Origin of the sequence: Pseudomonas sp. TH10 (genome assembly GCF_016651255.1) — a bacterium.
Taxonomy (GTDB): Bacteria; Pseudomonadota; Gammaproteobacteria; order Pseudomonadales; family Pseudomonadaceae; genus Aquipseudomonas.
Window position 1 is genome coordinate 1 of sequence record NZ_JAEKEG010000027.1, and the last position, 24,415, is coordinate 24,415.

Here is a 24,415-nt window from a genome sequence, read left to right on the forward strand (position 1 = left end):
CTGGAGTTATCACCGAGACGGTTGTGGGTGATGCGCAAATCCGTGTTTGGCGTCGGCCTTGCACAGGTCCTGCTGACCGGCTCGGTGATTGGCGTGACCGCCTTGTTCATGTTCGGCCAGCCGCTCAACAGTGCCATCGTGCTGGGTCTGGGCCTCGCCCTGTCCTCCACCGCCTTCGGCCTGCAGAGCCTCGCCGAGCGCAAGGAACTGACCAGCCCCCACGGCCGACTGGCCTTTGCGATCCTGCTGTTCCAGGACATCGCGGCGATCCCGCTGATCGCCATGGTGCCGCTGCTGGCGGGAGGCGACCACACCTCCACTGCAGCCGAAGATGTCAATCATGGGTTGCGGGTGCTGGGCAGTATCGCCGTGGTGGTGATCGGCGGGCGCTACCTGTTGCGGCCGGTGTTTCGCGTGGTGGCCAGGACGGGGCTGCCGGAAGTGTCCACCGCCACCGCGTTGTTGGTGGTGATCGGCACGGCGTGGCTGATGGACCTGGTGGGCGTGTCGATGGCCTTGGGGGCGTTTCTCGCCGGGCTGCTGCTGGCGGACTCCGAGTACCGTCATGAACTCGAAGCGCAGATCGAACCGTTCAAGGGTTTGCTGTTGGGCCTGTTTTTCATCAGCGTCGGCATGGGCGCCAACCTGAGCCTGCTGCTGAGTGCACCCATCACCGTGCTGGGCCTGACCCTGTTGCTGATCGCCATCAAGTTGCCGCTGCTGTTTGTTGTCGGGCGGCTGGCCGGTGGCCTGGGCAAGGTCAGTGCGATTCGCCTGGGTATCGTGCTGGCAGCGGGCGGTGAATTCGCCTTTGTCGTGTTCAAGATCGGCCGCGACCAGGGCCTGTTCGAGCCGCGCCTTTACGATTTGCTGGTGTTGACCATCACCTTGTCCATGGCTGTGACCCCGCTGCTGTTGCTGGTGTGCGCACGCCTGGTGAGCCCGAAGGTGCAGCCGGTGGTGGTGCCGGAGAAGTTTCGTGAGATCGACACCGATGCCCCGCGAGTAGTGATCGCCGGCATGGGCCGCATGGGGCAGATCGTCGCGCGGATCCTGCGGGCGCAGAACATCAAGTTCGTCGCCCTCGACACTTCAGTGGAAACCATCGAATTGTCTCGCAGTTTTGGCGGCGTGCCGGTGTTCTACGGCGATCCTATGCGCCCGGAAATCCTCAGCGCCGCCAAGGTCGAACAGGCGGAATATTTTGTGATTGCCACCGATGACCCTGACACCAACATCAAGACTGCCGAGGTGGTGCACAAGCTTTACCCGCACATCAAGATCATCGCCCGCGCCCGTAACCGCCAGCATGTGCACCGCCTGGTGGACCTGGGAGCCGAGGCGATTCGGGAAACCTACTATTCGAGCCTGGAAATGAGCCGCCGCACGCTGGTAGGGTTGGGCCTGACCCAGGCCCAGGCCGACGCCCGCATCAAACGCTTCAAGCATCACGATGAACAGGTGCTGGAAGCCCAGCATGCGATTTATGACGATGAGGCCAAAGTGCTGCAGACGGCGCAGGAAGCCCGGGCGGAACTGGCGAAGCTATTTGAGTCCGATCAGCTGGAAGAGGAAAAACTGGGCAAGGTCTGATTGCTTCAGTACAGGGTGGGCCGTTACCCCAGGCAGCTCACACAACCTAAGGAACCCACAATGGCTGCTGATCAACCCGCTCCTGCGCTCAAGGAAATCTTCAACGCCGAGCGCCTCCGGCATCATCGCGACCGAGATGAGCGCGGTGTATCCCGAGTTCAATGCCAAGGCATTCATGAAGATGGCCAATGAAGGCCTCGCCGAATTGTCGATCATGCAGCGCATGGCCCGGGTCAGTGAATGCCTGCATGCGGTGCTGCCGTTGAGCTACGAGGAAACCCTCGGCGTGCTGCGGGCCTTGGCGCCTCGGTTGAACAGCGGTTTCGTCAGCATTTCATTGCCGCATTATGTCGCGACCTATGGCAGCCATGCGTTCGAAGAGTCGATGGCCGCGCTCAAATACTTCACCGTGTTTGGTTCATCGGAGTTTGCAATCCGATATTTCCTGCGCAGCGATTTCGAGCGCACCCTGGCGGTCATGCACCAGTGGTCGCTGGATGACAACGAACACGTCCGCCGCCTGGCAAGCGAAGGCAGCCGGCCGCGACTGCCCTGGTCTTTCCGGCTGGAGCGGATCCAGGCTGATCCGGGCCTGGCCGCGGCGATCCTCGACAACCTCAAGGCCGACGACAGCCTGTACGTGCGCAAGTCCGTGGCCAATCATTTGAACGACATCACCAAGGAGCATCCCGACTGGGTGCTGGACCTGATCGAAGGCTGGTCGCTGGAGAACCGGCACACTGCCTGGATCGCCAAGCACGCCCTGCGCAGCCTGATCAAGCAAGGCAACCGACGGGCACTGGCGATCATCGGCGCAGGCGGCAAGGCCGAAGTCCAGATCACGGACGTTCGGGTTGAGCCGCCAGTCATTACGCTTGGGGAGAAGATCACGCTGTCGTTTGCCGTGCAATCCACGGTCGAGCACGGCCAGCGGCTGGTGATCGATTATGCGATCGACTACGTCAAGGGCAATGGCAGCACCTCGGCTAAGGTGTTCAAGCTCAAGGCGCTGACCCTGCCGGGCAAGGCTTGCGAACGAGTGGCGCGCAGCCAGCAGATCAAGGAGCTCACCACCCGCCGCCATTACGCGGGCAAGCACGCGGTGCATGTGATGGTGAACGGCGAGCGGTTGGCCACAACGGCCTTCGAAATCCTCCCGTGAAATACCCATCCCTTGCTCGCGATGGAGGTACGCAAGAACGCGGGGCAACAGGTGACCCGCCGCGACCTTAAGACCATCGCGAGCAAGCTCGCTCCTACAGTGCAGCTTGATCCGTGCCCAGCAACAGCTCCTGCTCGCTTTCACACAGCCCCACCACATAATCCCAGACCACCCGCAGTCGCACCGATTTGTGCAACTCGCGCCGAGTGCTGATCCAGTAGCTGCGCTCGATGCTTTCATCTGGCAGCAGCGGCACCAGTTGCGGATCCGACGCGGCCATGTAGCAAGGCAGCACCGCAATGCCCAAACCCGACCGCGCGGCCTCCTGCTGGGCGATGACGCTGGTGCTATGGAACACCACGCGAGGATTGCGGCAGAAACTGTTGAGAAACATCAACTCCTGACTGAACAGCAAATCATCCACATACCCGATCCAGGCATGCCGGCCAAGGTCTTCACGGCTTTGCAGCGACGGTGCTTTATCCAGATAGGCCTGACTGGCATACAGCGCGAGGCGGTAATCCGTGAGTTTGCGCGTCACCAGCATGTCCGCCGCCGGCCGCTCCAGATGAATGCTGATTTCCGCCTCACGGTTGAGGATGCTGACAAAACGCGGCACCGCGACCAGTTCCACTTCCAGTCCCGGATAGCGTTCGAACAAGCCGATCATGCGACTGGCAAGAAACTTGATGCCCAGCCCTTCGGTGACGCCGACACGAATCTTGCCCAGCGGCGCGGTGGATTGGGTGATCTCTTCCTGTGCCAGCAACGCAACGTTTTCCATCGCCTCAGCATGTTTGAGCAGCGCCTCCCCAGCAGGCGTCATCTGGTAACCCTGGGCATGCTGGACGAACAGCGCGGTCCCCAGGCTTTTTTCGATGGCTTCGATATGCCGGGCGACGGTGGCATGGGTGGTGTTCAAACGACGCGCGGCGGTGAGCAAGCGCCCGCTGCGCTGGAGTTCAAGAAAAACCGCAGGTCATTCCAGTCGAACATCGATCGTCCCCAAGGCCGCACTGTTTAAAAACGCACAGCGGCTGCGCAAAAATTAACATTCTTTAAACGAAAGCTAACAACTAGGATGACTGACAACAAGAACAACAATACGAGGTCAGGGATGCCGACTTCCCTTGATGAATACGACTATGTAGTAGTCGGGGCCGGTCCGGCCGGTTGTTTGCTGGCCAATAGACTCTCGGCCAACCCGCAGCATCGGGTCTTGCTGCTCGAAGCGGGCGGTCGCGATAACTATGCGTGGATTCACATTCCGGTGGGCTACCTGTTCTGCATCGGCAACCCGCGTACCGACTGGTGCTTCAAGACCGAGGCGCAACCCGGCCTGCAAGGGCGTGCCCTGAGCTATCCGCGGGGCAAGGTGCTGGGCGGCTGCTCCTCGATCAATGGCATGATCTACATGCGCGGCCAGGCCGGCGATTACGACAGCTGGGCCGCCGACGGCAACCCCGGCTGGGGTTGGGACCAGGTGTTGCCGCTGTTCAGGAAAAGTGAAGACCACTTTGCCGGCGACTCGCAGTTTCATGGCGCTGCCGGGGAATGGCGGATCGAACGCCAGCGCCTGTCCTGGCCGATTCTGGACGCGTTCCGTAGCGCCGCCGAACAGCGCGGAATTGCCAGCGTCGATGACTTCAACCAGGGCGATAACGAAGGCTGCGGGTATTTCCAGGTCAACCAGAAAGCCGGGGTTCGCTGGAATGCGGCCAAGGCGTTTCTCAAGCCCGTGCGGCACCGGCCCAATCTCACGGTACTGACTGACGTCGAAGTCGATCGCGTACAACTGGACAATGGCCGCGCCTCGGCGGTCATCAGCCGCTGCCAGGGCCAACCGAGAACCTTCAGGGCTCGCCGGGAAATCATCCTGTGCGCAGGCGCCGTCGGCTCGCCAAGTATCCTGCAACGCTCGGGCATCGGCCCTCGCCCACTCCTGCAATCACTCGGCATCGGTGTGGCCCATGAACTACCGGGGGTTGGCGGCAACCTGCAGGATCACCTGCAACTGCGACTGATCTACAAGCTGGAAAATGCCCGCACCCTGAACCAGATCGCCGGCAGCGTGTGGGGCAAAATGGGCATGGGCCTGCGTTACCTTTACAACCGCAGCGGGCCGCTGTCGATGGCGCCGAGCCAGCTGGGCGCTTTTGCCCGGTCGGGGCCGGAGCAGACCTCGGCCAACCTCGAGTACCACGTGCAGCCGCTGTCGCTGGAGCGCTTCGGCGAGCCGTTGCATGCCTTTCCCGCCTTCACTGCGTCGGTGTGTGATTTGCGCCCCCAAAGTCGTGGTCGCGTGGAAATCCGCAGCGCCAATGCCCAGGACGCGCCATTGATCCAGCCCAACTACCTGAGTCATCCGCAAGACCTGCGGGTCGCGGCGGATGCCATTCGCCTGACCCGGCGCATCGTGTCGGCCCCCGCCCTCGCCCGCTTCAACCCGGTGGAATATCTGCCCGGGGACAGTTTGCAAAGCGAGGAAGAACTGCACGAAGCGGCCGCGCGCATCGGCACGACGATTTTTCACCCGGTGGGTACCTGCCGCATGGGCAACGATCGGGACGCGGTGGTCGACGCGCAGCTCAAAGTCCACGGCATTCCCGGTCTGCGGATTGCCGACGCTTCGATCATGCCAAGAATCACCTCGGGCAACACCTGTTCGCCTACGCTGATGATTGCGGAAAAGGCCGCAGAGTTGATCCTCAATCCAACCTTAAGGAGCACCACCACGCCAAAGGAACGGGTCACCACCACCTGAAACCCCCGCGCACGCACTACCTACATCGAAGTACCGGCACCCGCCCACAAGGCAGGCGCCGACAGTGGAACAAAAACAACAATCACTGTAAGGGATACCGATATGTCAGAACATGTTCAGCCGCTGGAGACCGTGGGCCGCGCCGAGATCGGTCACGACACCCGCAAGGTCATCTTCGCCTCGTCACTTGGAACGGTCTTCGAGTGGTACGACTTTTTCTCTACGGCGCGCTCGCCGCAGTGATCAGCAAGCAGTTTTTTCGGGGGTCAATGACACCACGGCGTTCATCTTTGCCCTGATGGCCTTCGCGGCAGGCTTCATCGTGCGGCCGTTCGGCGCGCTGGTGTTCGGCCGACTGGGGGACATGATCGGGCGCAAGTACACCTTCCTGGCGACGATCGTGCTGATGGGCGTGGCGACCTTCTGCGTCGGCCTGCTGCCCACCTACGCCAGTATCGGCATTGCCGCGCCCATCATCCTGGTGGTGCTGCGCATGCTCCAGGGCCTGGCCCTGGGCGGTGAATACGGCGGCGCGGCGACCTACGTGGCGGAACACGCACCGATCGGCAAGCGCGGCTTCCACACCAGCTGGATCCAGTCCACCGCAACCCTCGGCCTGCTGCTGTCGCTGCTGGTGGTACTGGGGTGCCGCTACTTCACCGGCGACCAATTCGAAGTCTGGGGCTGGCGAATCCCGTTCCTGTTTTCCATCGTGCTGCTGGGGATTTCCACCTGGATTCGCCTGAGCCTGCACGAGTCCCCCTCATTCGTGAAAATGAAAGAGGAAGGCAAAACCTCGAAGGCGCCGATCCGCGAATCGTTCGGCAAATGGGAAAACCTCAAAGTCGTGCTGATCGCGCTGTTCAGCATCAATGCCGGGCAAGCGGTGACCTTCTACGCCGCGCAGTTTTACGTGCTGTTCTTCCTCACCCAGTTCCTGAAAATGGATCCGGCGGTGGCCAACACACTGCTGATCATCAGCGTGATTATCGGCGCGCCGTTCTTCATCTTCTTTGGCTGGCTGTCGGACAAGGTCGGGCGCAAACCGGTGCTGATGCTCGGCCTGCTGCTGGCCACGGTCCTGTACTTCCCGATCTTCAAATCCCTGGCGCACTACGCCAACCCGGCCATTGACCTGGCCAGCCAACAAGCGCCGATTACGGTACTGGCCGACCCGGCCACCTGCACCTTCCAGTTCGATCCAGTGGGCAAAGCGAAATTCGACAGCCCGTGCGACAAGGTCAAGACCTTCCTCGTCAAGCAAGGCCTGCCCTACAGCAGCGCCGCCGCCCCTGCGGGTAGCGCCGTACAGGTCAGCGTCGGCGACGTGAAGATCGACGGCTATGACGAAGCCGCCCTGCGCGGTGCGATCACCCTGGCCGGTTATCCGTCACAGGCAGACACCCAGCTGATCAACAAACCGATGATCGTGGCATTGATCGTCGGGCTGATCATCATCTCCGCCATGTGCTACGGCCCACTGGCAGCGTTGATGGTCGAGCTGTTCCCGACGCGCATCCGCTACACCTCGATGTCCCTGCCCTATCACATCGGCAACGGCTGGTTCGGTGGCTTCCTGCCGACGGTGTCGTTCGCGCTGGTGGTCTACACCGGGGATATTTTCTATGGGCTCTGGTACCCGGTGCTGATCACCGGGGTGAGCCTGGTGGTCGGCTTGATCTGTTTGCGTGAGACGAAAACGTCGACCTGGACACCAACTGACAGCAGACGAAAAAACGCCCCGCACACGCGGGGCGTTTTCGTTAACCTGAGCACATGGGTCATCGCAATCACCAGACCGAGGCAGCGTCTTCATGATCATTTCATCTGCATCCGACTATCGCGAGGCGGCGCGGCGCAAACTCCCGCGCTTTTTGTTCGATTACATCGACGGCGGGGCCTATGCAGAGCATACGTTGCGGGCCAACAGCGCCGATCTTAGCGGCATCAGCCTGCGCCAGCGGATCCTGAAAAACGTCGAGACCTTGAGCCTGGAGACCACCCTGTTCGAACAGAAACTCGCGATGCCGATCGTGTTGGCGCCGGTCGGCCTGACGGGCATGTTTGCCCGCCGGGGTGAAGTCCAGGCCGTCAGGGCTGCGCAGAACAAAGGCATTCCCTTGTGCCTTTCGACGGTCTCGGTGTGTTCGATCGAGGAAGTCGTCGCCCAGAGCCAGCAACCGATCTGGTTCCAGCTGTACGTGCTCAAGGACCGCGGTTTCATGAAAAACGCGCTCGAGCGCGCCAAGGCGGCCGGCGTGAGGAACCTGGTGTTCACCGTGGACATGCCAACGCCCGGCGCGCGTTATCGCGATGCGCATTCGGGGATGTCCGGTCCGTACGCTTCGTCACGGCGCATGCTGCAAGCCATGACCCGGCCCGACTGGGCCTTCAACGTCGGTCCTCATGGGCCGTCCCCATGACCTGGGCAACATTTCCAGATACCTGGGCAAGGCCGTGACCCTGGAGGACTACATGGGCTGGCTGGCGAATAATTTCGACCCATCGATCAGCTGGAGTGACCTGGAGTGGATACGCGATTTCTGGCAAGGGCCGATGATCATCAAGGGCATCCTCGATCCCCAGGATGCCAGGGACGCTGTCAGCTTCGGGGCTGACGGCATCGTCGTGTCGAACCATGGCGGCCGCCAACTGGACGGCGTGCTCTCGACCGCCCGGGCATTGCCACCGATCGTGCAAGCCGTGGCGAATGACCTGACCGTGCTGGTCGACTCGGGCATTCGCTCGGGACTGGACGTGGTGCGCATGCTCGCGCTGGGTGCCAAAGGCGTCCTTCTGGGACGATCAATGGCCTACGCGCTGGCCGCCGACGGTCAACGCGGAGTGGAAAACATGCTGGATATCTTTGCCCGGGAAATGCGCGTGGCCATGACGCTGACCGGGGTGACGTCGATCGATCAGATCGACGAAACCACGTTGGTCCAGGCACAGAAGCTATCGGACCTGGTTTAACTGATTCGACTGCTTCGGCTATTTCTACTGCGTCTCTGCGTCTCTGCGTCGCTGCGTCTCTGCGTCTCTGCGTCTCTGCGTCTCTGCGTCTACTGTAGGAGCGAGCTCGCTCGCGAAAAACCAGAGGACGCCGCGGGGTGTTTGGGCCCCCGCGTTATCGTTAACGACCATCGCGAGCAAGCTCGCTCCTACAGTTGTGCCTCTTAGAAACTCGCTTTCACCGACAACATGAGATTGCGCGGGTCCCCATAGTAGTTGCCGAACGCCTCGGTACCGATCGTTGCGTAGTAGCGCTTGTCGAACAGGTTGTTGCCATTGAGCGCCACCGACCAGGTGTCGTCGATACGGTAGCCGATGCGCCCGTTCCAGATCGCGTAACCCGACTGAGTGATTTTGTTTCCGGAAGACGGCGACACACGGAAATTATCACTCTGAGCGTTCACCCCAGCGCCAATCGAAAAGCGCTCAAGGACGCCATCGAGCGCGTAGTCGCCCCACATGCGCAACACATGGCGTGGCACGTAACTGTTGAACGCCGCGCCATTGAGGCTGGTATCGATGTCATCGAGAGTCTTGGTCTGGGTGTAGGTATAGCCGGCAAGCAGCTGCAGCCGCTCTATCACCTCACCGCTGATCTCCGCCTCGAACCCCTGGGCCCGGACCTTGCCCGCGTTGACGTAGCAGTAGCCATCCGAGGACGGGCATGAGGAGTTGAAGTCGGTCTGTGCCTGGTCCTTCTGGAGGGTACGGAACAGGTTGAACGAGCTGTTCAGGCGACCGTCGAACCAGGCGCCCTTGATCCCCAGCTCATAGCTCTGGCCCACGAGCGGCTTGAGCGCCGATCCGTCTTCGGAGCGGTAGTTACCCTGTGGCGTGAAGATATCCGGAGTAACTGGCGTAGGCCGTGAGGTTCTCGTTGAGGTCCAGCAGCACTGCGGCGAACGGCGTGACCTGTCCGGTCTCGGTAGTACTTGAGTGCTCGGAAGTACCCGAATTGATGAACACCGAGTCGGTGTCGGAGTCGTACCAGCTCACCCGCCCGCCGACCACAAGCGTCAGGGGATCTGCCAGCTTCAGGCGCAGGGTCGAGTACAGGCCCTGTTGTCTGGTGACGGAGTTGACCGGGCCACCGCGGGAGGAATTATCGATGAAGTAACTCTCATCCGGCTCCGGGATATGTTTGTCGGGGTTGAACACATTCTGCCGCTGGGGCAGGAACGCCACGCTGTAGAAATCATCTTTTTTCGATCGACTGGCGTTAACGCCCACAACCAGTTCGTGTTGCTGGCCAAACGCAGCGAACTTGCCATCCACGTAGGCATCGAGTCCGTAATCGACCTGATCGTAGTCATACAGGCTACCCAGCATGCCGGTGGTACCGACACCCGGGGTGACGGCGCCGGAAGCAAAGGCGTACTTGATGTCCTGGGTGTTTTTTGTGTAGACGCTGGCAACCTTCAGCGCCCAGTCCTCGTTGATCTGGTGTTTCACGTCACCGAACACCGTGGTGCGCTGGCTGCGCCAAGTGTTCCAGGACGGATCCAGACAGGTCGAGCGCCCCAGTTTCAGGTCGCTGCCATCGCGGTAACGCGGCAGGCCGCCCCAGCATGGGCTGGCATCAACGTCTTCATAGGCCACGCCCAGGCCCAGGGTGGTGTCGGAACTCAGGTCGAAATCCAGCGCGCCGTAGTAGACCTGATCCTTGCGACTGGCATCGTCGACGGAGTAGTGCCGGCTCTGTTCGGCCACCACCGCCCGCCCCCGCAGGGTACCCGCTTCGTTCAACGGGCCAGCCGTGTCGACCTGGCCGCGATAGTTGTCCCAGCTGCCACCAGACAGTGTGATATCGGTGTGTGCAGCGCTGGTGCCACGCTTGCGCACGAAATTGACGCCGCCCGCCGTGCCGCCCGAGCCTTTCATCATCCCCGCAGCGCCACGCAGCACTTCGACCCGATCGTAATACGCCATGTCACCGCTGAAACTGTCGGCCTGGACATACAGATTGCCCATGTCCAGCGGCACGCCGTCGTACTGATACTGGCCGGACATCCGGAAGCCCCGGGAATAGAAATACTTGCCGCCCATGGTCGAGTCATAGACGGTAATGCCCGGGGTCTTTTCCATCACCTGGTCGATGGTGTTGAGGTTCTGGTCATCGAGCATTTTGCGGGTCATCACCGTGACCGACTGCGGTGTTTCCTTGAGCGAATGTTCGCCTTTGCCGATAGTGATTGCGCCCGTGGTGTAGGAGCCGCTGTCCTCGGTGGTGGCCCCAAGCAGTTGGCCATTGATGTTGGTGGCGCCAAGCTCCAGCGCCGAGCCGGCAGACGGTGCAGGTCGCAATACGTAGGTACCGTTGGCCTGGGGCTCGGCCTGCAGGCCACTGCCGTGCAGGATCCGCGCAAAGCCATCACTGATAGCAAACGCGCCATTGATGCCGGGAGAGCTCAAGCCTTGAGTCTGACGCGCATCAAACGAGATGGCCGCGCCTGCCGTACTGGCAAAACGACTGAGCACTTCGGTGAGGCTGCCGGCAGCAATATCGTAGGTTTGCACGGCGCGTTGCTGGTGTGCCGGCGCAGCCAGTGCTACGCCTGGCCAGGCTGCGCTGGTAGTCGCTGCAAGCAAGCCGATTTTTACTGCAATCGCCAGACGACCTGGCATGTACACCCGAGACATGTTTACCCTCCCCCAGAACCCATCAATAAAATCTCACTGAGGGATGAGCCGAACGGTGCTGCTGAAAAGTGCAAGGGCTGTGAAATTATTTTCAGTGGGGCCAGCCCGGCTCGGTGGGAGCAATGCATGCTCGCGAAAGCGGCACTCAGATGGCGCGGCGATCGCCAGCAAGCAGGCGCCTACCGCGAAACCGTCACCCAATAACGGCTGTACCGACTGAGCCGCAACGAAAACCCGCTCTCCAGCGCCGCCAGCGCCAAATCCGTATTGTCGATCGGGAATGCCCCCGACACTTTCAAATCGGCAATACGCGGATCACAACGCAACACGCCCGAGCGATACCGCGAAAGATCTTCGAGCAGATCCGCCAACGGGCGATCGATGGCAATGATGCTGCCCTGTTGCCAGGCGCCGACCGACGCATCATTGCGGCGCACCGGGCCCAGCGTGCGCAGGGTGAAATCCATGCGTTGGCCTGCCTCCAGGCGAACCGTCGAACTGCCTTTGTGCGCACTGACCTCCACGGCTTTTTCCAGCACGGCCACCTCACCGCCCGAGCCTTCGGCGCGGACGATGAAGCGCGTTCCCAACGCCAGGACCTCGCCGTGTCCGGTGACCACTTTGAACGGACGCCGGGAAGTATCGACAGCCGTTGTCACAAGAATTTCCCCGCGCACCAGCTCCAGTACCCGCTGGCGACCGTCGAAGCGCACGTTGACCGAAGTAGCGGTATTGAGCAGCAACGAACTGCCATCGGCCAGCCGCCATTCACGGCGCTCTCCCACCGCAGTGCGCAAGTCGGCGAACAGCGTTTGCGTAGCGTCGCTACGCCAGCCCAGCCACCCCAGAGACCCGGCCGACGCCAGCACCAGGACACTGCGCAAGACGTGTCGACGCGACCGCTCGGCACCGCGCAGGGCCGGGGATGCCAGGGCACCGGGAACGCTTGTCATCTGCTCGCACACGGCTGAAATTCGTTGCCAGGCCAGATGATGGGCAGGGTCCGCGCTTAACCAGTCGCGCCACGCGGTTCGCTCTGCATCGGTGGCTACGCCGGACTGAAGCCTGGCGTACCAGCGGGCAGCTGCGCTGATCGACTTCAACTCCTCTGCAGAAGGGCTCATGTCAGTTGCAACTGAATCTGCATCAGGCAGCAGTGCTCCATGGCCCTGGCCATGTGATTGTTCACGGTGCGGGTGCTGATACCCAGGCGTTCGGCGATTTGCGGGTAGGTCAGGCCGTCGAACTGGGACAGGATGAACGTCTGCTTGACCTTCGTCCCCAGGCCCTGCAGCAGCCGATCAATCTCCATCAACGCCTGCAACAGGATCGCCTGCTCTTCCAGCGACGGTTGTTGCGATTCAGGCATGGTCGCCAGCGCTTCCAGATAGGACTGCTCCAGCGAGCGCCGCCGGAACAGGTCCACCAGCAGGCCCTTGGCGATCATCGACAGGTAGGGGCGCGGCTCACGGATCTCCAGCGCGTTGCGCGCCCTGATCACCCGGACGAACGTATCCTGCGCCAGGTCCGCTGCATCGAACGTGTTACCCAGCCGTTTGCGCAACCAGCTGTTGAGCCAGCCATGGTGTTCGCAGTACAGCTCATTGACGGCACTGCGCAGGGACAATTCGTGGGTGGACATGACAATGGAATTATTCGCGACTGATAATGACTCGCATTGTCATGTTTGTAACAGGTCATTGGCAATACCCATCACCCGAACGCGTTTTATCAGACCTCGGCGTCCAGCAATTCGAACTTCACCTGATCCGGGTAGAACGCGACGTAATCCTTGATCTGTTCCACCGACACCTTGGGCTTCTCGTAACTCCATACCGCGTTGGCCCCCTCATGCCCGGGAACCTGCAGGCTGAAATAGCTGGCATCGCCCTTGTACGGGCAATAACTGGTGTGATCCGTGCGGGCAAAGTACTTCTCGTCGATGTCTTCGCGCGGGACGTAATACACCGGCGGGTAATTGGCCTCCAGCAGCACCAGCGCGCGCGAGGACGCGGCGACCTGGATGCCGTGGAATTTCACCAGAAGACAGCCCGGTTGTTCAGCAATGGTTATGACCGCGGGGGAGTTGGCATGGAGTGGGTTCCTCTTGGAAGACTTGACTCGATTGGTGCGAAAGCGCGTGCCCGCGCAGGGCAAGCATCCTCTTAAAGGGCAGCTTGGCGTCGTCAAAACCTGCATCACCAGCTATCAGGTATAACCCAAGTTACGCCTGCACGAACGCTTCACAGCCGAACGGAAGCTTCACTCCAGGCTCTTCGGTGATGGGCTCGGCCCGATGGCAGTGGCTCAGGGCAATGATCGGAAACTCATCCGCTGTACATCCATACAGATAAAGGTTGATCCCTCGCCCGTCAACCGCCATTCTGTGAACCTCTCGGACATTGAACAACGATGGTGGTCATGCGGCTGTACCTCTGTGAAAAACCTTCCCAGGCCAAGGATATTGCGGCCGTGCTCGGCGCCCGGCGTCGCGGCGATGGCTGCTGGCTGGGAACGGATGTCACGGTGACCTGGTGCATCGGCCACTTGCTCGAAACCGCGCCGCCGGATGCCTACGACGCGCGCTACAAACGCTGGGTTCTGGCGGATCTGCCGATCATCCCTGATAAATGGAAGATGACCGTCAAGCCGCGCACTGCCAGCCAGTACAAGGCAGTCAAACGATTGCTGGGCGAAGCCGATGAGCTGGTGATCGCCACGGACGCCGACCGCGAAGGCGAAATGATCGCTCGGGAGCTGGTCGAACACTGCCGGTATCGCGGGCCGATTCGTCGCCTCTGGTTATCGGCGCTGGACGACGCGTCAATTCGCAAGGCGCTGGCGGCGCTCAAGCCGGGAGCCGAGACGTTCAGCCTGTACCACTCCGCCCTGGGCCGCTCTCGGGCCGACTGGCTGATCGGCATGAACATGAGCCGCCTGTTCACCCTGCTGGGAAGGCAGTCCGGTTATCAGGGCGTGTTGCCGGTCGGTCGAGTACAAACGCCCACCCTGCGCCTGGTGGTGGATCGGGATCGCAGCATTGCCGATTTCGTCCCGGTCGCCTATTGGGCGATTGACGTGCAACTGCTGCACGAGGGCACACCATTCACCGCACAATGGCGCGCAGCTTCCGAGGTTTGCGACGACCAGGACCGCTGCCTGAACCCGGAACTGGCCCGGCAGGCCGCAGCAGCTATCAGCCAGGCGGCCAGCGCCCGGGTGGTCAAGCTGCGTACCGAGCGCCTGCGTGAAGTCGCCCCCTGCCCTTCGACCTGGGCACTTTGCAGGAGGTCTGTTCGAAGAAACTGGGCCTCGGTGCCCAGGAGACGCTCGACATCGCCCAGGCACTCTACGAAACCCATAAAGTCATTACCTATCCCCGCAGCGACTGCGGCTACCTGCCGGTCAGTCAGCACAGCGAGGCGCCCGGCATTCTGGCAGCGTTGAGGCAGGCCGATCCCGGCCTGGACGCATTGAATGATCACCTTGAACCGCACCGACGCTCCCGCGCCTGGAACGACGCCAAGGTCAGCGCTCACCACGGCATCATTCCCACCGCCGCCGCGAAAAACCTCGAACGCCTGAGTGGCAAGCACCGTGCGGTCTACACGCTGATTCGCGCGCGCTATCTGGCGCAGTTCCTGCCCAATCATGAATACGATCGCACCCAGGCCGACTTCGATTGCAACGGTGAAGCGTTGCGCGCTGTCGGCAAGCAGATCATCGAGCCCGGTTGGAAACGCGCCCTGCCCGAGGCATTGGCACCGGCCAAGGGCCGCGAGGCGCCTGCGCCGCAAACCTTGCCGACATTGAGCCAAGGGGCTGAATGCGCTGTCGCGGAGGTGAAGTTCAAGGATCTGTGGACGCAACCGCCCAAGCCTTATACCGAAGGCGATTTGATCAAGGCGATGAAAAACGTCGCCAAACTGGTCGAAGATCCCCTGCTCAAGCAGAAGCTCAAGGACACCACCGGGATCGGCACCGAAGCGACCCGAGCGTCGATCATTCAGGGCTTGCTGGATCGCGGCTATCTGGTGAAAAACGGCAAGGCACTGGCCGCGACACCTGCCGCGTTCAGCCTGATCGACGCCGTGCCCCGCGCGATTGCCGACCCGGGTACCACGGCGATCTGGGAACAGGCGCTGGACATGGTGCAGAGCGGCGAGATGAGCCTGGAAGAGTTTGTCACCAAACAGGCCGCCTGGATGAGCAAACAGGTGGCCCGCTGCGCAGGCCTTAGCCTGACCATCAGCGGGCCTGCAAGCCCGGCAGGGCGCGGAGCCACGCCGTGGAAAAACAAACGCAAACCGGCCAAGCGCAAACCGGCCACCAGCGCCCGGCGCGCGGCAAAACCGGCGAGCAAACCATAAGGGCACTTCGCAAGGACCGTGATGGTCTAGTGTTGTTCAAGCCCGGCGCCAGCCCACTACCTGAAAAGGCCTCCAACATGATTATCGTCCATCACCTGAACAACTCTCGCTCGCAACGGATTCTCTGGCTGCTGGAAGAACTGGGCATTCCCTATGAGCTCAAGCGCTACCAGCGTGACCCGAAGACCAACCTGGCACCGCCGGAGTTGAAGGCGGTCAATGCCCTGGGCAAATCCCCGGTCATCGAAGACGGTCAACAGAAGTTGATCGAGTCTGCGGCCATCATCGATTACCTGATCCGGCGCCACGGCCAGGGACGCCTGCAACCCGACCCCGCCACAGCCGCCTATGATCAATACGTGCAATGGCTGCATTTCGCCGAAGGGTCAGCGATGCTGCCATTGATGCTGAACCTGTACGTGGGTCGACTGGGCGAGGCTGGCGCGCCATTGCATCCACGGATCAACTCGGAAGTGGCCAACTACCTGGGTTACCTCGACACTGCGCTGAGCCAGGGCGACTACCTGCTGGGCGCTGAATTCAGCGCTGCGGATATCCAGATGAGCTTTATCGGCGAGATCGCCAGGGCGCAAGGCAAACTCGGTCAGTACCCGCACGTCGCCGCGTGGGTGGACCGCTTCCAGAAACGTCCAGCCTACGCGGCCGCACTGAAGACCGGCGGCCCATACGATTTCGCGCCCCACTGATCAACCCGGTCAGGAGCCGCTTTCAATGCCCGTGATAGAACTGCACGCCGCGCAACGCGACGATCTGGACACCATTGAAAACCTGATGCAGTTCTACCTGTACGACTTCAGTGAATGGCTCCCGCTGAAGCTCGCAGGGCACGGGTTCTTCAGCATCCAGCCCCAGGTGGACTACTGGAGAAAGCCGGCCACCCGGCCCTTCCTGATCACGGTTGACGGCGAACTGGCCGGCTTCATGACCGTCGACGACCAGACCCACCTCGATGGTGCGCAATTGAATGTGGGTTATCTGTTCGTCACTCGACGTTTTCGTGGCCAAGGCGTCGCGAAGTTTGTCGTCTCTGCCCTCTTGAGCGCCCACCCGGGTCAATGGCAAATTTTCCATATCGATGCAAACCAGCCGGCGCGGCGGTTCTGGGCCGGACTCATACCAATTCTCACCGGCAATCGCTACAGCGTGCACCAGCGAACGGTGGATGGATATCCCTGCACCTTTTACCGCTTTGAAACCCCGCCCCAGTCGGTCTGAACCGGGCACACTGGCCCTCCCTGCTAATTCCAAACCGCTTTGTCCGACAATATGTAGTGCACAAAAATAATCACTACAAAACCGTTGACGGCGTCGTTTTGCTTTTGCATGATGAGGACGTTCCCCGATCGGGAACACGGGTAACACGCTTGAGCAAACTCGTCTGACCGCCGAGTTGTTTTTTCCGGATACACGCTGCCCACAAGGCAGATTGAAGAAGCTGACCTGGCCTGAACGTCCAGTACAAGGACGAGAAGCGCTGGCGAAAATTCTCAAGACGCTTGTGGTCGACACTGAAAATGTCGTCAAGGAGCCTCCCGATTTTCGCTGCTTCTCTTCGTTGTGACGCTATCGCGTAGCAGTTATTCAACACGACTACATGCAACAGATGCACGATCCCGTACTTCATACGGGCGACCGCTGACGTCCTGGTTTCGGTGCCAGGGATCAACTAACCGATGGGCTACTTGTATTAGCGAATCAACTTTGAAAGATCACCAGACTGGTCAAGGGGCAAAAATGATGAATCTGAACAATCAACCGACTATCGAAGAACTGGCTCATATGTTCGCTGCGCAAAAAGACAGCCACGACAGCCATATTCTGTGGATCAGCAAATCGGGTCAGGTGCATATCGACTGCCTGGCACCGCACGCTGGTGAAGAAGAGTTCGACCAGAACAACCAGAACCTGCTGGCCCGCCTGAAGATGTACCGTCGCGGCCACGGCTATGTCGGCAAAAAAGCCGCCGCCGACAAGGACTTCATCGGGAATGTTCTGCAAACGCTGAAGCAGGCGTGGGCGTCGATGCAGAACCAGAACGAAGTTCGGGTGATTGACCGGTTCTACTGAAACTTCACACCTCTAATATAAAAGGGCCTGCTCTCGCCAAAGAGCAGGCCCTTTTATTTGCGAAGTTGCCTTAGCGTTTAACGCCCAGATCAATCTGGGTCATGCGGCTGCGAATGGTGAACACCCCATCCCCCGAGAGAATCGCGCTGCGTGCAAACAGGCGACCGCTTTCCCAGTTCGAAAGGCCCAGCTCCGGCTTGTTCAATGCGTACTGGCCATCCACCCAACGGGTGATTCCGTTACCCACGAAAGGCGCATTCACCGCGTTGTAGAAGCGCTCCTGGGTGCTGGCGTCCTCACTGATCAACGACACCGTGAATTGCGGGCTGTAGCGGTTGAACAGGTCGATGGCCTGATCCAGGTCATCCACGATTTTCAGACTGACTTCGGGCGTTTCCTCCCATTCCCACTCACGCCCCAGTTGCGCCTCGGGCAATGGCTCAGCCAGCGCTTCGGTGCGGTAGCCATCGGCGCGATAGACCTCGACGCTCGCCGTTTGCCACTGCGGCGGCAAGCGCCCTTCGCTGCCCTCGACGATGTGCAATTTGCAGCCCTGGCCACGGCTGTTGCCGGCCTGCTGCAGGGCGTCGAGAAACAACGGCACCAATTCAGCCGCCCGGTTACGGTGAATCAGGCAGACGTTCAGGGTGTTGCAGACCTTACGGTCAAGGGAGTTGCGCACCACGGCGGCAAAACGCCGGGCGTCGGCGTCCTTGTCCGCTATCAGCCAGGCACCTCCGGTGCCGTGCAGGCTGACGGCGGTGCCGGCCTGCTGGGCGATACTGCCCAGCTGGCTGACTGCGCGGCCAGAACCTCGGGCCACGGCCAGCGACAGGCGCCGGTCGGCGAACATGGCCCAACCCGCTGCGTGATTGACACTTTCCACCAGCGACACAGCGCCGGCGGGCAAGCCTGCATCGGCCAGCGCCGGGTTCAATGCATGGGTAACGATGGCCTGGGCGGTGCCCAACGCATCACTGCCGATACGCAGCACGGCGGTATTGCCCGTACGCAGAACGCCAGCAGCGTCGGCGAAGACATTCGGCCGGCCCTCGAATACAAACGCAACAATGCCCAGCGGTGAGACCACCTGCTCGACCTTCCAGCCGTCATGCTCGACGCAACTGATGACTTTTCCGCGAGACGCCGACGCATCGCGCCAGGCCTTGAGTCCGGCGATCATGTCGCGGCGCATCGGCTCATTGGCCAGCAGTCGCGTAGTGGAACGTCCACGGGACTTGGCCCGCTCGATATCGGCCAGGTTCGCCGCCTCGATCAACGCCCAGGCCTGCGGGCTTTCCAGGCGCTGCGCGAAACGGTCGAAAAATTCGCTGATCGCCTCATCCGACACGGCCGACATCGCCTTGAAAGCCGCTTCGGCGCGCTCGATCGCCACGGCTGCGGCTTGCTGGTCAGCCACCGGAATCAAGAGCAATTCACCACTGACCTGCTCCACCAGAAGGTGGTCACCGGGCTGGAACCGCTCAGCCAGTTCGGGGCTGACGACAGTGACACGATTCCCGGCGAATGGAATGGGCGTGCCAGGGACTAGACGATCGAGCGCAAGAGACATGAAGCGGTTTCACCATGCAATGGAGGGGAAGAAAAGGTACCGGAAAATCCCCGGAGCGTCATTCCCGGCCTTTCAACTCGCTCAAGCGTATCCACGTGTATCCACCTCCATCCCCGACACATTAACCCTCCAATCTCCCTGGCCCACGACACATCGCTGATACACCCGGCTGATGAAATCCGCCTGTCGATTGGCCTGGCCGATCAAAACGCGCAACGGAGATCCCGCCCATGAACACCTCACTGTCTTCGGCCGTCAAAGGCCTGCACTTCAACCTCGACCGCGCCGGCAGCTGGATGGCGCCGCTGACCTTGCGGGTGTTCCTGGCCTGGGAATTCTTCGAGTCGGGCCTGGAAAAATGGAACGGACAGAACTGGTTTGCCGACATTCAGGAGCGATTTCCGTTTCCGTTCAACCATGTCCCCGCCACCTTCAACTGGGAACTGTCGATGTGGGCCGAGCTGATCTGCGCCCTGGCCCTGCTGGTGGGCCTGGGCACGCGAGTCTCGGCGCTCATCCTGATGGTAGTGACCGTGGTCGCCACCGCAGCGGTCCACTGGCCGGCCGATTGGTCTACATTGAGTGAGCTGGCCCAAGGCTACGCCATCAGCAACAAGGGACATGGCAATTTCAAGCTGCCGCTGATCTACCTCGCCGCGCTCCTTCCGCTGGTATTGACCGGGGCAGGTAAACTCAGCCTTGATGCGCTGCTGGCATGCACTTTCTGGCGCCGTAACATTCGTTGAAATGTTACCGTGGCAAGCTACACCCCTCACTCGCGTAGACAGGAGCCACCATGAGCGTAACCACCCAATGGATCGAGATCGACAGCGCCGACGGTAAATTCGGTGCCTACCTGGCGATTCCCCACACGCAAAAAGGCCCGGGGATCGTATTGATCCAGGAGATCTTCGGCGTCAACGAGCACATCCGCTCGGTCGCCGAACAATACGCTGCCGACGGCTACCTGGTGGTCGTGCCGGATCTGTTCTGGCGTAGCGGCCCGCGCATCGAGTTGACCTACGACGAAGCCGGCTGGAAACGCGCCGTCGAACTGATGAATGCCACCGACATCACCAAAGCCCAGGACGACATCAAGCTGGCCATTGCCGCTCTCAAGGACCAGCCGGGCCTGGATGGTGGCGTGGCCTCGATTGGCTACTGCTTCGGCGGCCTGCTGTCCTACCTGACCGCCGCCAACGGCCTGGTGGACGTGGCGATCACCTACTACGGTGGCGGTATCCAGGACCAATTGGACCGCGCCGACGAAATCACCGTGCCGCTGTTGATGCACTTCGGCGAAGAGGACAGCCACATTCCACTGGAAGCCGTGGAAAAAATCGCCGAGCGCTTCGAGAACAACGACTTCGTGGAAATCGTCATCTACCCGCAAGCCGAACACGGTTTCAACTGCTCGCACCGCGACAGCTACAACCAGCGCGCTGCGGCTGAAGCCCATGGCAATACGCTGATCTTCCTGGGTCAGGAACTGTAAAACGGCGGCACACGAAAAAGGCACCTGGGAAGGTGCCTTTTTTGTCGTCCATTCTTGAAGGTCGTCCCCACGCCGCTACTTCGCGTCCCCGCCCCGCGGCTTGTAGAACCTGAACCTGCCGATATCCGCCGTCTTGATGTACTTGGCCGCCCAATCCGGCCGCACCGTCTTGTCATGGAAATACATCGCCCCCAGTGTCCGGTCGTTGAGTGTGCGGTTCAGCGCCTTGCGCGCGATCTCCTTGGCGACCGCATACTCGGCATCCTCCCTGACCTGATCCGAACGCCCGTCGCACCACCAGGAAAACTGACAGTTACGGCTTTCCGAGCCCTCCTTGACCACTGCGCATACCGTGTCGGGAAAACCTTCGTGCCCCAGGCGGTTCATGACCACGCTGGCCACGGCTTCCATTTCCCGGGTCTGCCTGCCCTTCGCTTCCCAGTAGATGGAGCGCGCAAGACAGGTTATGGCGTCATCCAGCGGCGCCGAGCCGGCGGGATCGACCGCCTGCACCTCCGAGGTGGTGATCGCCTCGGCCTTGGGCACCGGGACGTCGGGGCCTTTTTCCGCCGCCTTTTGCTCAAGCACCTCAGCCTTGTCCTCGGCTTTTTGCTGTTCAAGTTCAACGGCCATCACCGGGCCGCCGATCAGGGAGAGTGCCAGGCAGGTTGCAGTCCACATCAAGCGCATGATCGACCCTTTTCAAAGAACCGGATGGGGCAGCGCATTATCGACGCTGTTACGCGCTGTATCGGCGCCCTGGCTTGATTGTAGCCGCCCAAATTCATTTCATCCGGTGGCCAATAAAACTGTTTCAGGCGCAAAAAAGGCATTGCGCAAGCGGGGTGAAATCGCGCATCATGGGCGCAGTCTGCCCAAGGGGATTTTCATGCGCTTCATTCCATCCGTTATGCGCCTTGCCGCGTTGTCGTTGGGCCTGTCATTTGCCGCCCAGGCGCTGGCGGTCGATGAGAAACAACTGATCGATTCGATCAACCTCTACCGCACCCAGCCCCAGCGTTGCGCCGACCAGGTATCGCCGGAACTGCCGCCACTGGCAGGTGATCCACGCCTGGCACTGTCGGCGACAAACGTGCGCAACCTGCAGCAAGCCATGGCCAGTGCCGGCTACCCGATGGTCAATGTGCAGGCGATCACCCTGTCCGGCCCCCGCGATGCGCAATCGGCCATGCAAGCCATTCGGGAAAGTTTCTGCCACGTGGTGCTCGACCCGCAGTTTGTCGACATCGGCGTGAGTCGCGACGACCGCGATTGGCGCATCGTGCTGGCGCGGCCGCTGATGTCCGCACGCCTGGGCGATTCCCAGGCCGAAGGCCAGAAAGTCCTGACCCTGCTCAACAACGCCCGCAGCCAGGCTCGCCAGTGCGGCACGCAATCGTTCGCTGCCACCACCCCGCTGGCATGGAACGCGACATTGGCGAGCGCCGCCGAGACCCATTCGCGAGCCATGGCCAACAAAAACTACTTTGATCACAAGGATCGCGACGGCCGCACGCCGGGCGACCGCGCCGAGTTGGCCGGTTACAGCGGGCAACTGGTCGGCGAAAACATCGCTGCCGGCCAGGACACCGTGCGCAAGGTGGTCGACGGCTGGATCGCCAGCCCCGGCCATTGCGCCAATCTGATGAACCCGCGTACAAGGAACTGGGCGCGGCCTACGCGGTAGACCCGAAGAGCGATGCGGGGATTTACTGGACGGCGATGTTTGGCACCCAGTAATGACCGAGGTATCAATTGTTTCGATCTTTCAAATCATGAAGGCGAATTTTTTATTTCTGCGCGACCTGTTCAAGATGGCTGCACTTTTAGCACTTTACGGAACGAGCCCTCATGAACCTCAATTTCGCGTTTGCGTGCATGATCGTGGTGTCGTTTGCGATCGCGTTGGGTCACGGTTAAGTCATTCGGGAGCACCTGTTTGAGCCATACCCCCTGCTCCGCCGACCAACAGGCTCAGGCATCACCCAGGGCGGTCCCGCTACGGGAAGCCTTCGGGTTCTGGCTCAAACTGGGGTTGATCGGTTTCGGCGGCCCGGCCGGGCAGATCTCGATCATGCACCAGGAACTGGTGGAGCGCCGGCGCTGGATCTCCGAGCGCCGGTTTCTGCACGCCCTCAACTACTGCATGTTGCTACCGGGCCCCGAAGCTCAGCAACTGGCGACCTATCTCGGCTGGTTGATGCACCGCACCTGGGGCGGCGTGATTGCCGGCGCGCTGTTCGTGCTGCCGTCGTTGTTCATCCTCATTGCATTATCCTGGGTCTACGTTGCTTTCGGCGAAGTGCCGGTCGTGGTCGGGGTGTTCTACGGGATCAAGCCGGCGGTCACCGCCATCGTGCTGCAAGCCGCGCACCGCATGGGTTCCAGGGTGTTGCAGAACAACTGGCTGTGGGGCATTGCCGGCGCCTCCTTTGCCGCGATCCTGTTGTTGAACGTGCCCTTCCCTTTGATTGTGCTGGCCGCAGCACTCATCGGGTACGTCGGCGGACGCCTTGACCCCGGAAAATTCACGGTCGGCACAGCAGTGGCCAAGGGTAAATCGTTCGGGCCCGCGCTGATCGATGACGATACCCCGCCACCCGCACATGCCCGCTTCAGCAGCCTGAAATTGCTGCGCCTGGCGTTTATCGGGGTCATCCTGTGGACGCTGCCGATGGGGGCGCTCACCCTCCTGTTTGGTTGGCACGGCACCTTCACCCAGATGGGCTGGTTCTTCACCAAGGCCGCGCTGCTGACCTTTGGTGGTGCCTATGCGGTGCTGCCCTATGTGTACCAGGGCGCAGTCAGTCATTACGGGTGGCTGACACCCACCCAGATGATCGACGGCCTGGCGCTGGGCGAAACCACCCCCGGCCCGTTGATCATGGTGGTGGCGTTCGTCGGCTTCATCGGCGCCTATGTGCAGCAGTTATTTGGCCCGGACCAGGCGTTCCTGGCAGGCGCGCTCGCGGCGGCGCTGGTGACCTGGTTTACTTTCCTGCCCTCGTTCCTGTTCATCCTGGCTGGCGGTCCCCTGGTGGAATCGACCCACAACCAACTTGAATTCACTGCGCCGCTGACCGCCATCACCGCAGCGGTGGTCGGGGTGATTCTCAACCTCGCGGTGTTTTTCGGCTACCACGTGCTGTGGCCAGGCGGATTCAGTGGTGTGTTCGACTGGGTGTCGCTGTTGCTTGCACTGGTCGCGGCGATCGCGCTGCTGGTTTTCAAGCGCGGTGTGATCGAAGTACTGCTGGCATGCGCGCTGGCGGGCGTGCTGGCGCACTGGCTGCGCTAAGGTCATGCAGCAATGGCCGGATGTAAACATTTGATCACCGGCTTTTGCATTCTGGCAAACTCACGCCGCGCCCCTTTTCAGAGCAGCCAGCAATGCTTTTCTCCCTTGTTTCCAACGGTACACCCCTGACCCCGGATCGGTCCGATGCGACGATCCCCTGGTGGAGCTTTACCAAGACCGTGCTGGCGGCTGCCGCCCTGACGCTGGTGCGCGATGGCCTGATCGAGCTGGATCAGCCTCTGCCCGAAGGCCCCTTCACCCTGCGCCAACTGTTGCGCCATGAAGCAGGCCTGGCGGACTACAGCGAACTGGCCGATTACCACGGCGCAGTAGCCCGCGGTGACGCTCCCTGGCCGGCGGATGAAATGCTGCAACGCCTTGACGCAAGCCGCCTGCGTTATGCACCGGGAGATGGCTGGG

General features: G+C 61.1%; 15 protein-coding genes and 8 pseudogenes. 14 read left to right on the forward strand and 9 right to left on the reverse strand.

Features of this window, described 5'->3' with window-relative positions:
* Nucleotides 1–1,593 (forward strand): cation:proton antiporter (locus JFT80_RS03410; protein WP_201146924.1); only part of this gene is annotated, 1,593 nt, incomplete at its 5' end.
* 60 nt (nt 1,594–1,653) lie between these two features.
* Nucleotides 1,654–2,755, forward strand: a pseudogene (locus tag JFT80_RS03415) (DNA alkylation repair protein).
* 94 nt (nt 2,756–2,849) lie between these two features.
* Here JFT80_RS03415 and JFT80_RS03420 read toward each other — a convergent pair.
* A pseudogene (locus JFT80_RS03420) lies at nt 2,850–3,751 on the reverse strand (LysR family transcriptional regulator).
* 121 nt (nt 3,752–3,872) lie between these two features.
* Here JFT80_RS03420 and JFT80_RS03425 point away from each other — a divergent pair.
* The 3 genes and pseudogenes from JFT80_RS03425 (at nt 3,873) to lldD (ending at nt 8,492) form a co-directional block, all read left to right on the forward strand.
* Complete coding sequence (locus tag JFT80_RS03425; protein WP_201146925.1) at nt 3,873–5,519, forward strand: GMC family oxidoreductase; 1,647 nt, start codon at nt 3,873–3,875, stop codon at nt 5,517–5,519.
* A gap of 102 nt (nt 5,520–5,621) precedes the next feature.
* Nucleotides 5,622–7,241, forward strand: a pseudogene (locus JFT80_RS03430) (MFS transporter).
* Between the two features lie 92 nt (nt 7,242–7,333).
* A pseudogene (gene lldD / locus JFT80_RS03435) lies at nt 7,334–8,492 on the forward strand (FMN-dependent L-lactate dehydrogenase LldD).
* Nucleotides 8,493–8,582: 90 nt separating this feature from the next.
* Here lldD and JFT80_RS23755 read toward each other — a convergent pair.
* The 6 genes and pseudogenes from JFT80_RS23755 to JFT80_RS03460 all read right to left on the reverse strand — a co-directional run.
* Nucleotides 8,583–8,663, reverse strand: a pseudogene (locus JFT80_RS23755) (outer membrane lipoprotein carrier protein LolA); the annotation flags it as partial.
* A gap of 32 nt (nt 8,664–8,695) precedes the next feature.
* Nucleotides 8,696–11,171: pseudogene (locus JFT80_RS03440) on the reverse strand (TonB-dependent siderophore receptor).
* A gap of 179 nt (nt 11,172–11,350) precedes the next feature.
* A complete protein-coding gene (locus tag JFT80_RS03445) occupies nt 11,351–12,295 on the reverse strand; it encodes a FecR domain-containing protein (RefSeq protein WP_201146926.1) in 945 nt (314 codons plus the stop codon).
* Complete coding sequence (locus tag JFT80_RS03450; RefSeq protein WP_122839576.1) at nt 12,292–12,813, reverse strand: sigma-70 family RNA polymerase sigma factor; 522 nt, start codon at nt 12,811–12,813, stop codon at nt 12,292–12,294. Before JFT80_RS03450 ends, JFT80_RS03445 begins: the two co-directional genes overlap by 4 nt.
* Nucleotides 12,814–12,902: 89 nt before the next feature.
* Complete coding sequence (locus JFT80_RS03455; RefSeq protein WP_207187695.1) at nt 12,903–13,214, reverse strand: DUF427 domain-containing protein; 312 nt, start codon at nt 13,212–13,214, stop codon at nt 12,903–12,905.
* Between the two features lie 181 nt (nt 13,215–13,395).
* Nucleotides 13,396–13,554 (reverse strand): hypothetical protein, encoded by a 159-nt coding sequence (locus tag JFT80_RS03460; protein WP_201146927.1) that lies wholly within the window; start codon nt 13,552–13,554, stop codon nt 13,396–13,398.
* Between the two features lie 38 nt (nt 13,555–13,592).
* Here JFT80_RS03460 and JFT80_RS03465 point away from each other — a divergent pair.
* The 4 genes and pseudogenes from JFT80_RS03465 (at nt 13,593) to JFT80_RS03480 (ending at nt 17,629) form a co-directional block, all read left to right on the forward strand.
* Nucleotides 13,593–15,541 (forward strand): annotated as a pseudogene (locus JFT80_RS03465) (DNA topoisomerase III).
* A gap of 77 nt (nt 15,542–15,618) precedes the next feature.
* On the forward strand, nt 15,619–16,248 hold the full coding sequence (locus tag JFT80_RS03470) for a glutathione S-transferase family protein (RefSeq protein WP_122839906.1): 630 nt from the start codon (nt 15,619–15,621) through the stop codon (nt 16,246–16,248).
* Between the two features lie 25 nt (nt 16,249–16,273).
* Nucleotides 16,274–16,777: a GNAT family N-acetyltransferase gene (locus tag JFT80_RS03475; RefSeq protein ID WP_201146928.1), complete on the forward strand. Its 504-nt coding sequence runs from the start codon at nt 16,274–16,276 to the stop codon at nt 16,775–16,777.
* A gap of 522 nt (nt 16,778–17,299) precedes the next feature.
* Complete coding sequence (locus JFT80_RS03480) at nt 17,300–17,629, forward strand: hypothetical protein (RefSeq protein ID WP_201146933.1); 330 nt, start codon at nt 17,300–17,302, stop codon at nt 17,627–17,629.
* Between the two features lie 70 nt (nt 17,630–17,699).
* Here JFT80_RS03480 and JFT80_RS03485 read toward each other — a convergent pair whose 3' ends face one another.
* Nucleotides 17,700–19,202 carry an aldehyde dehydrogenase family protein gene (locus tag JFT80_RS03485; protein ID WP_201146929.1) on the reverse strand — a complete coding sequence of 501 codons (1,503 nt, stop codon included), beginning with the start codon at nt 19,200–19,202 and terminating at the stop codon, nt 17,700–17,702.
* Between the two features lie 230 nt (nt 19,203–19,432).
* Here JFT80_RS03485 and JFT80_RS03490 point away from each other — a divergent pair, with 230 nt between their 5' ends.
* Both JFT80_RS03490 and JFT80_RS03495 read left to right on the forward strand, forming a co-directional pair.
* The gene (locus tag JFT80_RS03490) at nt 19,433–19,948 is read left to right on the forward strand and encodes a DoxX family protein (RefSeq protein ID WP_122839572.1); all 516 of its coding nucleotides are present in this window, start codon (nt 19,433–19,435) and stop codon (nt 19,946–19,948) included.
* Nucleotides 19,949–19,998: 50 nt separating this feature from the next.
* Nucleotides 19,999–20,697, forward strand: a complete 699-nt coding sequence (locus tag JFT80_RS03495; protein ID WP_122839571.1) for a dienelactone hydrolase family protein — start codon at nt 19,999–20,001, stop codon at nt 20,695–20,697.
* A gap of 75 nt (nt 20,698–20,772) precedes the next feature.
* Here JFT80_RS03495 and JFT80_RS03500 read toward each other — a convergent pair whose 3' ends face one another.
* Nucleotides 20,773–21,387: a cell wall hydrolase gene (locus JFT80_RS03500; RefSeq protein ID WP_122839570.1), complete on the reverse strand. Its 615-nt coding sequence runs from the start codon at nt 21,385–21,387 to the stop codon at nt 20,773–20,775.
* A gap of 199 nt (nt 21,388–21,586) precedes the next feature.
* Here JFT80_RS03500 and JFT80_RS03505 point away from each other — a divergent pair.
* The 3 genes and pseudogenes from JFT80_RS03505 to JFT80_RS03515 form a co-directional block, all read left to right on the forward strand.
* Nucleotides 21,587–22,437 (forward strand): annotated as a pseudogene (locus tag JFT80_RS03505) (CAP domain-containing protein).
* 199 nt (nt 22,438–22,636) lie between these two features.
* The gene (chrA, locus tag JFT80_RS03510) at nt 22,637–23,995 is read left to right on the forward strand and encodes a chromate efflux transporter (RefSeq protein ID WP_201146930.1); all 1,359 of its coding nucleotides are present in this window, start codon (nt 22,637–22,639) and stop codon (nt 23,993–23,995) included.
* 92 nt (nt 23,996–24,087) lie between these two features.
* Nucleotides 24,088–24,415, forward strand: a 328-nt coding sequence (locus JFT80_RS03515; protein ID WP_201146931.1) for a serine hydrolase domain-containing protein, incomplete at its 3' end; no start/stop codon positions are given.

What these genes read in the sequence shown, in the direction of transcription:
- JFT80_RS03425 (WP_201146925.1), top strand. Translation starts at nt 3,873, where the DNA reads ATGCCGACTTCCCTTGATGAATACGACTATGTAGTAGTCGGGGCCGGT.
- JFT80_RS03445 (WP_201146926.1), bottom strand. Translation starts at nt 12,295, where the DNA reads ATGAGCCCTTCTGCAGAGGAGTTGAAGTCGATCAGCGCAGCTGCCCGC.
- JFT80_RS03450 (WP_122839576.1), bottom strand. Translation starts at nt 12,813, where the DNA reads ATGTCCACCCACGAATTGTCCCTGCGCAGTGCCGTCAATGAGCTGTAC.
- JFT80_RS03460 (WP_201146927.1), bottom strand. Translation starts at nt 13,554, where the DNA reads ATGGCGGTTGACGGGCGAGGGATCAACCTTTATCTGTATGGATGTACA.
- JFT80_RS03470 (WP_122839906.1), top strand. Translation starts at nt 15,619, where the DNA reads ATGATTATCGTCCATCACCTGAACAACTCTCGCTCGCAACGGATTCTC.
- JFT80_RS03475 (WP_201146928.1), top strand. Translation starts at nt 16,274, where the DNA reads ATGCCCGTGATAGAACTGCACGCCGCGCAACGCGACGATCTGGACACC.
- JFT80_RS03480 (WP_201146933.1), top strand. Translation starts at nt 17,300, where the DNA reads ATGAATCTGAACAATCAACCGACTATCGAAGAACTGGCTCATATGTTC.
- JFT80_RS03485 (WP_201146929.1), bottom strand. Translation starts at nt 19,202, where the DNA reads ATGTCTCTTGCGCTCGATCGTCTAGTCCCTGGCACGCCCATTCCATTC.
- JFT80_RS03490 (WP_122839572.1), top strand. Translation starts at nt 19,433, where the DNA reads ATGAACACCTCACTGTCTTCGGCCGTCAAAGGCCTGCACTTCAACCTC.
- JFT80_RS03495 (WP_122839571.1), top strand. Translation starts at nt 19,999, where the DNA reads ATGAGCGTAACCACCCAATGGATCGAGATCGACAGCGCCGACGGTAAA.
- JFT80_RS03500 (WP_122839570.1), bottom strand. Translation starts at nt 21,387, where the DNA reads ATGCGCTTGATGTGGACTGCAACCTGCCTGGCACTCTCCCTGATCGGC.